Annotated in this window: 12 protein-coding genes and 1 pseudogene; 9 read left to right on the top strand and 4 right to left on the bottom strand. The window is 60.9% G+C overall.

Annotated features, from left to right (window positions below; genetic code table 11):
- The first annotated feature begins 97 nt into the window (after positions 1-97).
- From ACVIGA_RS44180 to ACVIGA_RS44205, 6 genes are all read left to right on the top strand, one after another.
- Positions 98-259 carry a hypothetical protein gene (locus ACVIGA_RS44180; protein WP_456671131.1) on the top strand — a complete coding sequence of 54 codons (162 nt, stop codon included), beginning with the start codon at positions 98-100 and terminating at the stop codon, positions 257-259.
- Positions 260-372: 113 nt separating this feature from the next.
- Entirely contained in the window at positions 373-927 is a 555-nt protein-coding gene (locus ACVIGA_RS44185) for a 2OG-Fe(II) oxygenase (protein ID WP_456671132.1), read from the top strand.
- A gap of 109 nt (positions 928-1,036) precedes the next feature.
- Positions 1,037-1,348, top strand: coding sequence for a tetratricopeptide repeat protein (locus ACVIGA_RS44190; protein ID WP_456671133.1), 312 nt, complete (start codon positions 1,037-1,039; stop codon positions 1,346-1,348).
- Positions 1,349-1,519: 171 nt separating this feature from the next.
- Positions 1,520-3,052, top strand: coding sequence for an IS21 family transposase (gene istA, locus ACVIGA_RS44195; protein ID WP_422389058.1), 1,533 nt, complete (start codon positions 1,520-1,522; stop codon positions 3,050-3,052).
- Complete coding sequence (gene istB, locus ACVIGA_RS44200; protein WP_176535476.1) at positions 3,049-3,891, top strand: IS21-like element helper ATPase IstB; 843 nt, start codon at positions 3,049-3,051, stop codon at positions 3,889-3,891. The genes istA (ACVIGA_RS44195) and istB (ACVIGA_RS44200) overlap by 4 nt, the downstream gene beginning before the upstream one ends.
- Positions 3,892-4,027: 136 nt before the next feature.
- A complete protein-coding gene (locus ACVIGA_RS44205; protein WP_456671138.1) occupies positions 4,028-4,309 on the top strand; it encodes a tetratricopeptide repeat protein in 282 nt (93 codons plus the stop codon).
- Between the two features lie 46 nt (positions 4,310-4,355).
- Here ACVIGA_RS44205 and ACVIGA_RS44210 read toward each other — a convergent pair.
- The 3 genes and pseudogenes from ACVIGA_RS44210 to tnpA all read right to left on the bottom strand — a co-directional run.
- Positions 4,356-4,532 (bottom strand): annotated as a pseudogene (locus ACVIGA_RS44210) (IS66 family transposase); the annotation flags it as partial.
- A gap of 44 nt (positions 4,533-4,576) precedes the next feature.
- Entirely contained in the window at positions 4,577-4,924 is a 348-nt protein-coding gene (gene tnpB / locus ACVIGA_RS44215; protein WP_176535502.1) for an IS66 family insertion sequence element accessory protein TnpB, read from the bottom strand.
- A complete protein-coding gene (tnpA, locus tag ACVIGA_RS44220; RefSeq protein ID WP_176535503.1) occupies positions 4,921-5,325 on the bottom strand; it encodes an IS66-like element accessory protein TnpA in 405 nt (134 codons plus the stop codon). Before tnpA ends, tnpB begins: the two co-directional genes overlap by 4 nt.
- 74 nt (positions 5,326-5,399) lie before the next feature.
- On the opposite strand from tnpA, the gene ACVIGA_RS44225 reads away from it, so the two are divergent.
- Positions 5,400-5,534, top strand: a complete 135-nt coding sequence (locus ACVIGA_RS44225) for a hypothetical protein (protein WP_420840933.1) — start codon at positions 5,400-5,402, stop codon at positions 5,532-5,534.
- A gap of 298 nt (positions 5,535-5,832) precedes the next feature.
- Here ACVIGA_RS44225 and ACVIGA_RS44230 read toward each other — a convergent pair whose 3' ends face one another.
- On the bottom strand, positions 5,833-8,304 hold the full coding sequence (locus tag ACVIGA_RS44230; protein WP_456671134.1) for an amino acid adenylation domain-containing protein: 2,472 nt from the start codon (positions 8,302-8,304) through the stop codon (positions 5,833-5,835).
- A gap of 65 nt (positions 8,305-8,369) precedes the next feature.
- Between ACVIGA_RS44230 and istA (ACVIGA_RS44235) the strand changes: the two genes are divergently transcribed.
- Both istA (ACVIGA_RS44235) and istB (ACVIGA_RS44240) read left to right on the top strand, forming a co-directional pair.
- Positions 8,370-9,869 carry an IS21 family transposase gene (gene istA / locus ACVIGA_RS44235; protein WP_166309211.1) on the top strand — a complete coding sequence of 500 codons (1,500 nt, stop codon included), beginning with the start codon at positions 8,370-8,372 and terminating at the stop codon, positions 9,867-9,869.
- The gene (gene istB, locus ACVIGA_RS44240; protein WP_166107168.1) at positions 9,869-10,732 is read left to right on the top strand and encodes an IS21-like element helper ATPase IstB; all 864 of its coding nucleotides are present in this window, start codon (positions 9,869-9,871) and stop codon (positions 10,730-10,732) included. Before istA (ACVIGA_RS44235) ends, istB (ACVIGA_RS44240) begins: the two co-directional genes overlap by 1 nt.
- Position 10,733 lies beyond the last annotated feature (1 nt).

The raw sequence follows: 10,733 nt of genomic DNA on the forward strand, positions 1-10,733 counted from the left end.
TCGCGCTACGCCCTTTCTACTTGCGCGTTGAGTTTTTCGGGTTGTATGATGTTCGCTCACAACCCTTTACCAAGACCAATTTTTTCGGAGAGGTGATATGTGCGATCAAAACGTTGGTGTTGCTAAACGTCTCGATCTGGAAAGCATTTCGGAGGATATTGCCGATCTTGTTAAACAACTCGACAAAAAGGCCGAGGGCGAAATCAGCGTTGAAGAGATAAAAAAGATCGAGAGAAAACTCCATCAGATCGTTGAGTAGATATCACGGGCCGGGCAGGGGCAACTCGAAATTGCAGTTCAGGTCAGCTTAGGTTTCGGGCGCGGGCTGCGCACGAACTGCGGAATCTTTGCCGGCGAAGCTCAGGAGTAGGCATGACGCCGCTTAGGCTCGACCCATGGCCACATCTAGTTCTGGATGACTTTCTTCCGCCGGCCGTGCTCGAAGAATGTCTGCGTGAAGTTGGTTCCGAGAATTACGAATTCGAAATCGAAAGCCGCGGTTCTGGAAGAATAGAGTTCTCGCTTCTCAGAAGTAAAGCAGCTTGGCAGGCGGTGTATTCGAAGGAAACGATCACTCTATTGTCACTCGCGTTCGGGGTGAAGGTAAAACTAAATCGAGATAACTACGTGCAACTCCGCCGTATGAATGACGCAACGCCGGAGTTCCCCGTCCACAATGACTTTGCCTCGAATGAAGATACGATAGCCTCATTTCTCTACCTCAGTCCCGGCTGGAGAAGCACGTCGGGCGGGCGGCTGCATCTATATAAGGCTGAGTCACAAAGCGTGCCGTCTTTGTCGATCGAGCCGCTGTGCAATCGGCTGGTAGCGTTCAGAACATTGCCGTCCAATTGGCATTCTGTCGAAAAGGTGCGAGGTTGGGAGCGCAGAGCTATCCTCGCACTATGGGATGTCGAAGAAGCCTGAACTTGCCGTCCGTGATCTATCCCAACGCTCTTCGTTTCGATTGCAGCCTACCAACTGCTGAGCACCTCTAGGTCCCTTCAATATCCAGAGCGGTCGGATCCCAAAACCGATGCACAGCGTGAAAGGCGTTGAGGCAGCCGACACCGGTGGGACCGTGTCCCCACATCCCGTCGCAGATGGGTTGGTCCACCATCAGGCAGGCCGGCATGCCCAGGCCCAATCCCTTTACCTGCGAGCATTGGAGGCCCAGCCTGACGACGCTGAGGCCCTGTATTTCCTCGGCGTTTTGCGCCACCAACAGGGAAACGGCTTGGAAGCGGTTGCATTGATCACTAAGGCGCTCGCTATTGACCCAAATCACGCCGAGGCTTGTTACTCTCTCGGCCTAGCCCTGAGGGGTGCGCGGCGGCGATCAGGGTGAGACTCCAGCGACAATCAAGGTGAGACTGCGCCGATGGGGACGGACCGAAGGGAGGGCGCAGCCCGACCGGAGGACCGTCCCCATCGGCGTCGCGCGTTTTTGGACCCGTCTGGCGGCCGGGTGCGGCTGGTGCAAGCTGTTGGTTCGTCTCGACAAGAGGGAATCGATGCCTTGCCTGGCCTCCACATCACCGACCACCAGATGAGGCTGTACATGACGTACCGACTGACACTGTCCCCCGAGGCCGCCGCGGCCAAGGCGGGGTTCTCGAAGGCAAGCGCGTATCGAATCGAGGGCGATTGTCGCCCGCCATCGCAGAAGAAGACGCCGAGGGGCCGGCGCCGGTCCGATCCGCTCGGGCAGTATTGGGACGCCGAGATCGTTCCGATCCTGAAGGCTGCGCCCGGCATCCGCGTGATCGGCGTGCTGGACGAGCTGCGCCGACGGCATCATGACTTGAACCCGAACATCCGCCGCACGCTGGAGCGGCGCATCAACGCCTGGCGGGCGCTCAACGGCCCCGAACAGGACGTGATCTTCCGCCAGCAGCACGAGCCCGGCCGCCTGGGTCTGTCCGACTTCACCGACGTGAGCGCGCTCGGTATTACCATCGCGGGTGAGCCGCTCGATCACCGGCTCTATCACTTCCGGTTGGCGTTCTCCGGCTTCGAGCATGTCCATGTCGTGCTCGGCGGCGAAAGCTTCGTCGCCCTGGCGGAGGGCTTGCAGAACGCGCTGTGGGCGCTTGGCGGCGTGCCGCGGGAGCATCGCAGCGACAGCCTGTCGGCAGCATTCCGCAATCTGGCCGCCGACGCACGGGGGGATCTGACGCAGCGCTACGCCGGGCTGATGGGCCACTATGGCATGGCGCCAACGCGCAACAATGCGGGCATCGCACATGAGAACGGCTCGATCGAGAGCGCGCACGGCCATCTCAAGCGGGCACTGGAAGATGCGCTGTTGCTGCGGGGGACGCGCGAGTTCGCCAGTCTCGATGCGTACCGGGCTTTTGTCGACGAGATTGTCGGCCGGCGCAACGCCAACCTCGCCAAGCCGATCGCGCTCGAGAAGGAGGCCTTGGCGCCGCTGCCAAAAGGCCGCACGACCGACTTCGAGGAGAAAGTGATCCCGGTGACGTCGTCAGGCGGCTTCATCCTGCGGCGCGTATTCTACACCGTGCCTTCAAGATTGATCGGCCATCGCCTGCGTGTGCGCATCTTCGACGACCGGCTCGAATGCTTCCTTGGCGTCACGCCGGTCGTGACGCTGCGGCGCGGTCGGCCTGTGTCCGAGAGCCAGGGCGGTCATGTTGTGGATTACCGGCACGTCATCCATGCCCTGCGGCGCAAGCCGATGGCGCTCCTCAATCTCGTTTATCGCGACCAACTCTTCCCGCGTGCAGCTTACAAACGTCTGTTCGAGACCTTGCGGGAGCATGGTGATGACCGGCGCGCCTGCAAGGTGACGGTCGAGCTTCTGGCGCTGGCTCACGAGCGCGCCTGCGAAGCAGAACTCGCCGAGGTGATCGCGATGGATCTGGACGCCGGACAGTTACCCGATCTTGCCGCGCTGCGCGACCGCTTCCGACCCGAGGCGGCCTCGATCCCGCGTGTCGCCGTCAAGCTGGCGCCGCTCGACGTCTACGATGAACTCGCCTCCGTCAGCGTCATGTCGGGCCGCTCGAACCTGGGAGAGGCAGCATGACCGGTATCGCTACCTCCGTCGATGCTGCCCGTGTCGAGCTGCTTCTCAATGAGCTCCGCCTGCCGGGCGTCAAGGCGATCTGGCCGAAGCTCGCCGCACAGTCGGACAAGGAAGGGTGGCCTGCCGCCCGCTTCCTCGCCGCCCTTGCCGAGCACGAGGCGGCCGATCGCACCCGCCGTCGGATCGAGCGACACATGGTGGAAGCGCGTTTGCCCGCCGGCAAGACGCTCGCCACCTTCGACTTCGAAAGCGTGCCGATGCTATCAAAGGCACAGGCGATGGCGCTCGCCGCTGGCGACGCCTGGTTGAAGGCCGGCGCCAATTTGCTCTTGTTCGGTCCACCGGGCGGCGGCAAGACCCATCTCGGCACGGCGATCGGCCTGGCTCTCGTCGAGAACGGTTGGCGCGTTCTCTTCGCGCGCACCACTGATCTGGTGCAACGGCTGCAGGTCGCGCGGCGCGAGCTGGCGCTGGAGTCCGCGATCGCCAAACTCGATCGCTATGACCTCCTGATCCTCGACGACATCACATATGTGAGCAAGGATCAGGCGGAAACCAGTGTGCTGTTCGAGTTGATCGCCGCCCGCTACGAACGACGCTCGCTGCTGATCACGGCCAATCAGCCATTTGGCGAATGGGGGCGTATCTTCCCGGACCAGGCAATGACGTTGGCTGCCATCGATCGTTTGGTCCACCACGCCACGATCCTCGAGATGAACGTCGAAAGTTACCGTCGAAAAGTTGCCCTCGATCGCAAGCGCGGTCCAGGCCGGCCACCTGTTCACACGACCCCCAACGAACTCGACAAGACTGTGATTGACGCTGGCAGCGCCGCTTGATTGTCGCGCAGCGTCAATCAACGCTTGCCAAGTAGGCGGCCAGCGTCAATTATCTCCTGACTCGGCCGCCTCGTCTCATCTTGATTGACGCGCCGCTCTCATCCTGATTGTCTCGCTATAGAGGGGCATCGGCCGCCTGGAGGAGGCGGTGGCGAGTTACAGGATGGCGCTACGTCTACGACCGGCCTATCCGGAAGCTTACAACAACCTAGGCTGGTGCAGGCTAGAACTTCGCGAATGTGGCGCATGGACAGTCTTTCTGTCGGCATCTCGATCCTCTGCGGTTGGCAAAAGACCGAGCTACCCCGGTTGCAGACTGTCAGCGGTGGACGCCTCCTGGTTGTCCCCGATCATGATCGCTGGAAATAGCGATCACGATCGGCTGGAAACCATGATCACGTTGCTCTGGAATGGGTGATCACGATGGCCTGGAATCGGTGATCACGATCGGCTGGAACGCGCAGCAGCTCAAGATGCGCAATCAGCGCCGCGTTATCCGACAGCTCCGCCAGAGCATTTGCGGCTTGCGCCTGCCAGCTGGCCGCCTTCACCTCGGCGTTCTGCCGCGCTCCGCGCTCGGCCTGCAGCGCCGCCAGGGCACTGACAAGGTCCGAAGGAAGATCGTCCGGCTTCGAGATCATGAAGCCATTGAATCAGATCGCGGTCGAGATGCAAACAAAAACGCCTAGCCGATGCGCATCGGACGCTGGGTTTCCTCAGGATTGCGCCAGTCGATGCCGGACAAAAGATAGGAGAGCTGCGTCTGCGAGATCGCCACCGGTTCGCCGGCTACCGATGGCCAGATGAACCTTCCCCTCTCGAGCCTTTTGGTAAACAGGCATGCTCCCTGGCCATCGTGCCAAATGACTTTCAAAAGATCGCCGCGTTTGCCCCTGAAGCAGAAAAGACCGCCGCCCATGGCGTCGCGCTTGAGCACATCCTGCACGCGCAGAGCCAGGCTCGGAAAACCACACCGCATGTCCCTATGGCCCGTCGCCAGCCATACGCGCACGCCCGTCGGGATCGGGATCAACGTAGTGTCTCCAGCCCTCGCATGATCCGTAGCAAAACCGCGACATCGACGTTGTGGTCCACGATCACGCGTCGGCCATTCGCGGCCACGATCTCCAAAGTACCCGTCGCCGCCAGTGCGGCAGGCTCTGTTGTCGTCGATTGGATATCCGGCACAATCTGGGCTGGCACAAATCCATCAACCTGACAGCCGCCAAGCTGTCCTTCGCGATAGGCCTTCCGCCACGAAAACAGAAGCTGTTTCGCAACCCCATGGTGCCGCGCTGTCGCCGACACCAGGCGCGGAGCCGAAAAGCTTTCCTCGACGATCCGGAGTTTCTCCGCCTCCGACCAGCGCCGACGCCGGCCAGTCTCCACAATCTCAAGACGGCTCACTTGGCGACTATCAGTAAGGATATCCATACTGACAGTCAGCTACAGATCGGATAACCCAACAAGGCGGTCGTCCTCGGACGAATACCAGCAAACGAAAGACATTGTCGCATTATCTCATCAAGATCGCCAGGCTCGGCGGCTATCTCGCCCGCGCCAACGATCCGCCACCAGGGAATCTCATCATGTGGCGCGGATTATCGCGATTCATCGATATCGCAACGGGGGCGAAGCTCTGACTCAAAGATGTGGGTAATCGTAAGCTTCGTCGTATGCGTACGGTTCGTGCGCCGATCTCGAGTGCGCGGCCGCAGGCAGCGACTCTTTGTGCCGCTGCCCGAGTGGCCGCCCTCGAATTGGACAGCATAGCGGATGTCGACGCCGCTCAGTCCCTGGCTATTCGAGGGCTATGCCTTCCACGCGCGCCGGTGCTGTGGGCCCCGCAATCCACGTATTTGGTCCAACCTCAGGTGAGGCAACGCGTTGTCGCGTCTCAGTTGGTTCTCAAATTGTCGGTGCCGTGACGTCATCAGCTTCTCATCGCCGCCAACCGCTGCCGTGTTGATCGAAGATTCTAGGGAGTGGATCAGTTGCTAAGGCCTTCGATAGAACAGCGGCCAGAACCCGACGATTTTCCCAAACGCTCATCAGTGTTAAATGATCACCGGGAATCGGCACGGCATGAATGGCCGCGACATCCAGGATCCGGTCCCAACCGCGCATAGGTGACCTCTGTTCTGTACGCATCGAAGCGTCGGCTCGCACACGCCGCCCCCCGGAAGGTTCGGCGGCATAAAATTGATGTATTTCCAATGGCAGGGCTGGAATTTCATATGACTGCAGCGCCTGGTGAAAGTGTGCGAACATCGAAGCCGTAGCGTAGAGTTCTTCGTCTACTATTATTGCGCCGATCTGCTGTGCCTTCTGAAGCAACTCAGTAATTGAGCATTCCTTGGCAAGACGCTCCAAGAGTTGGAAGCGTTTATCATCTAGAGTATCGAGAGGCTCGAAAATCATTTCTAGCGCTATTTGCGCATCCGACATGTTCGATGGAGTTGCGGAAAGGGTGACATCGATGAAAGCAACGAACGATACGGCGTCATCGATGCTCAGTAAGTGCTGGGCAATCGCATAAGCCAAGATTGCCCCCGAGGAATATCCAGCAAGACGGTAGGGGCCACGCGGCTGGGTTTTCTTCACGGCCAAAACGACTTGCGCGGCTATCGCTTCGAGCGTTGGCCGATCATTTTCGTTGAACGATGGCCATGGCAGAGCGTAGACAGGGCAGTCTATTTCCATATCCTTCACCAACGATAGGACGTATGAGCAATCTCCATAGCCTGACGGAACAAAGAATAGTGGTGATTGAGATCCGTTCGTTCGTACCGGCAGCACTCCAGCTGTGTGACGGAGGTGGTCCAAGTGAACTTTCGACGCAAGCAGCTTCAGGACCGGGGCCTGGAAAAGATCGGCAGCACCCAACATTAATCCTCGGTTTAGTGCTTGGCTGATCAGCTGCACCGCCAGCAGCGAGTGGCCACCGAGTTCGAAGAAGTTGTCGTGACGCCCGATGCGCTCGACACCGAGAAGCTCGGCCCAGATCCCGGCCAGCATCGTCTCGACCTCGCCGCGCGGCGCCTCATAGGCCGCCAGCGCATAGGCCGCATCGGCCGGCCCCGGCAGTGCCTTGCGGTCGAGCTTGCCGTTCACCGTCAGCGGCAGCGCCGCCAGCCGCACGAACGCCGCCGGCACCATGTAGTCCGGCAGCCGCGCGCTCAGATGCGCCCGCAGGGCGCCGGCAAGCCCGCCTCCATCGTCCTCGTCCGATCCTGCCTCGGACGCACATACCACATAGGCCACCAGCCGCTTCTCGCCGGCGCCATCCTGCTGCGCCACCACCACCGCCTCGCGCACCCAGGCGTGCTCGCAAAGCCGCGCCGCAATCTCGCCCGGCTCGATCCGGAAGCCGCGGATCTTCACCTGCTCGTCGTTGCGGCCCAAAAACTCCAGATTGCCGTCCGGAAGATAACGCCCCAGGTCGCCGGTCCGGTACAGCCGGTCGCCGTCCACAAACGGGCTGGCGATGAACCGCTCCGCCGTCAGCTCCGGACGGTTCAGATAGCCGCGCGCCACCCCTGCCCCGCCGATGTAAAGCTCACCCGCCGCTCCGAACGGAACCGGCGCACCATAAGCGTCCAGCAAGTACACCCGCGCGTTCGCGATCGGGCGACCGATCGGGATCGAGCTCAACTTATCGACGGCCTCAGATATTGCGAATGTGGTACTTCCAACCGTCGCTTCTGTCGGACCGTAATGATTGATCAGACGCACGGTCGGAAAACGCTCTTGCCAAAACTGTATATCCGCCGGGATTAAGGCTTCGCCTCCAAGCATGAGCACTCGTGTTGGAGCTGGTCCTTTATAGCCGTCAAACCGATTGGTCAGCGTGCTTAAATGCGAAGGCGTCAGCTTAATCAGATCATAGGTCTGAGCCTGCCCGACGGCCGCACACCAATCTATTGGGAAAGCCTGGTTTAGAATGCGGAGCTGGGTACCGGCCAGCAGTGGACCGAACACGGTCGTAATGGTGCCGTCAAAGCTGAACGACAGCAGCATCGGCGAACCGTTCAACGCTCCTTCGTAATGGCTGCGATCCGACCAATACAAATAGTTCACCAAACTTCCATGCTCGACCATGACGCCCTTTGGTGTGCCGGTTGAGCCGGAGGTGTAGATGACATAGGCGAGATGGCGTGAGGTGAGGCCGAGCGCGCGCGGGTCCGGATCGGTGGCCGGCAGCTCCGCCCAGGCCGGCGTCGCCGTCTCCAGATCCAGCACCGTCACGCCGGTGAGCCCGTCGCCGCCCAGCGCGGCGCGTCCGGCCGCATCGGCCAGCAGCAGCGGCGGCGCCGCATCCTCGAGCACCTGGCGCAGCCGCGCGCTGGGATAGGCCGGGTCCAGCTGTGTTTCGGCATGGAATAAGGACCCCCGTTTCGGGGTGATCGGCATCCAATCGGGACCCCGGGATAAGGGTCCACAGTGGCTTCCATCGAGTCATGGAAGCCGAGGTTGGGATGCTGGTGGTGGAGACGATTGGTAAGATCCGTCGCGCCTACTTTGTTGATGGTCGTCCGATCAAGGCGATCTGCCGAGAACTTGGCGTATCGCGGAAGGTGGTTCGCAAGGTCATTCGTTCTCAAGCGACGGAGTTCCGGTACGAGCGCGAGACGCAGCCGCTCCCGAAGATGGGTGCCTGGAGTGCCGAGCTTGATCGGTTGCTGGCAGGGAATGAGAGCAAGGCGGCGCGGGAACGGCTGACGCTGATCCGGCTATTCGAGGAACTCCGCGGCCTGGGTTATGCCGGCGGCTATGATGCGGTTCGTCGATACGCCCGACGGTGGACCAAGGAACGCGGCACCTCGACAGCGTCGGCTTATGTGCCGCTGAGCTTTGCACCAGGCGAAGCCTACCAGTTCGACTGGAGCCACGAGGTGGTCCTGCTGAGCGGCACCACGGTGATGGTGAAGGCTGCTCATGTTCGGCTCTGTCACAGTCGCATGCTGTTCGTGCGGGCCTATCCGCGGGAGACGCAGGAGATGGTGTTCGACGCCCACGACCGGGCATTCGCCCTGTTCAAAGGCACCTGCACCCGCGGCATCTACGACAACATGAAGACCGCGGTGGAGACGATCTTTGTCGGTAAAGGCCGTCTCTACAATCGCCGCTTCCTGCAGATGTGCAGCCACTATCTGGTCGATCCGGTCGCCTGTACGCCAGCGTCGGGCTGGGAGAAGGGGCAGGTCGAGAACCAGGTCGGGCTGGTCCGGGAGCGCTTCTTCACGCCGCGGCTGCGGTTCAAAAACCTCGACGAGTTAAACGCCTGGCTGCTCGACAAGTGCATCGCCTACGCCAAGGCTCATCGCCATCCGGAGCTGGTCGATCAGACGATCTGGGACGTGTTCGAAGCCGAACGCCCCAAACTCGTTCCCTATGCCGGCCGCTTCGACGGCTTCCATGCGGTGACAGCATCGGTCTCGAAGACCTGCCTGGTGCGCTTCGACAACAACAAGTACTCGGTCGCAGCCAGTGCAGTCGGACGACCGGTCGAGGTTCAAGCCTATGCCGATCGCATCGTGATCCGTCAGGATGGACGTATCGTTGCCGAGCACCCGCGATCCTTTGGCCGCGGCGATACCGTCTACGACCCCTGGCATTATGTGCCGGTGCTCGCCCGCAAACCCGGCGCCTTGCGCAACGGTGCTCCCTTCAAAGACTGGGTGCTGCCGGCCGCGATCGAGCGGATCCGGCGCAAGCTGGCCAGCACCGACGATGGCAATCGGCAGATGGTCGACATCCTCACCGCGGTGCTGACTGACGGTCTGTCCGCGGTGGAAGCGGCTTGTGCCGAAGCGCTCAGTCACAGCGTCCATTCCGCCGATGTCGTTCTCAATATCCTGGCCCGTCAACGTGAACCCGCCCCACCGGCCAACATCATGACGCCGGCCGCACTGACGCTCCGTCATGCACCGATCGCCGATTGTGCCCGCTACGACAACCTCCGGAGGACCATCTGATGGAACGAACCCAAATCTTCGACCTCATGGGCGAACTTAAGCTCTACGGCATGAAGGCTGCCTTCGACGAGATCATGGCAACTGCCGTCAAGCGCCAGCACGAGCCTCAACGCATTGTCGGCGACCTGCTCAACGCCGAGATCAACGAGAAGCAAGCCAGGTCGATCAAATACCAGCTCACCATTGCAAAGCTGCCGCTCGCCAAGGACATCGCCGACTTCCAGTTCGACGGCACGCCGATCAATCAGACTCTCGTCAATGATCTCGCTGGCGGCGGCTTCATCGCCCAACAACGCAACGTCGTGCTGGTTGGCGGCACCGGTACAGGCAAAACCCACCTGGCCATTGCCATCGCCAGAAGTTGCATCCGCGATGGCGCCAGAGGACGCTTCTACAACGTAGTCGACCTCGTCAACCGGCTCGAGACCGAGACCCGCAACGGTCGGCAGGGACGGCTCGCCGAGCATCTGACCCGCATGGACTTCATCGTTCTCGACGAGCTGGGCTATCTGCCGTTCGCGCAATCCGGCGGTCAGCTCCTGTTCCATCTCATCAGCCGGCTCTACGAGCGCACCTCCATCATTGTCACCACCAATCTTGCGTTCGGCGAATGGCCCAGTGTGTTCGGTGATGCCAAAATGACCACCGCGCTACTCGACCGATTGACCCATCACTGCGACATCGTCGAGACCGGCAACGACAGCTGGCGATTCAAAAGCCGCGACGATGTTCAAACAACCCGCGCTCGCGCCGTCTCCGCAACCCCGACCAGCTCCGACGACCCGAGCGCTACCAGCAGAGCACGCCGATCAAAGGGGTCCCTTTTGGATGCCGATAGGGGGTCCCAGTCGAACGCCGATTGAC

This window comes from Bradyrhizobium sp. USDA 3240, assembly GCF_054063295.1.

Excerpts from the sequence above, each read along its gene's own strand:
- istB (WP_176535476.1), top strand. The coding sequence starts at position 3,049 with ATGACCGGTATCGCTACCTCCGTCGATGCTGCCCGTGTCGAGCTGCTT.
- istB (WP_166107168.1), top strand. The coding sequence starts at position 9,869 with ATGGAACGAACCCAAATCTTCGACCTCATGGGCGAACTTAAGCTCTAC.
- ACVIGA_RS44230 (WP_456671134.1), bottom strand. The coding sequence starts at position 8,304 with ATGCCGATCACCCCGAAACGGGGGTCCTTATTCCATGCCGAAACACAG.
- ACVIGA_RS44180 (WP_456671131.1), top strand. The coding sequence starts at position 98 with ATGTGCGATCAAAACGTTGGTGTTGCTAAACGTCTCGATCTGGAAAGC.
- ACVIGA_RS44185 (WP_456671132.1), top strand. The coding sequence starts at position 373 with ATGACGCCGCTTAGGCTCGACCCATGGCCACATCTAGTTCTGGATGAC.
- istA (WP_166309211.1), top strand. The coding sequence starts at position 8,370 with ATGCTGGTGGTGGAGACGATTGGTAAGATCCGTCGCGCCTACTTTGTT.
- ACVIGA_RS44190 (WP_456671133.1), top strand. The coding sequence starts at position 1,037 with ATGCACAGCGTGAAAGGCGTTGAGGCAGCCGACACCGGTGGGACCGTG.
- tnpA (WP_176535503.1), bottom strand. The coding sequence starts at position 5,325 with ATGGATATCCTTACTGATAGTCGCCAAGTGAGCCGTCTTGAGATTGTG.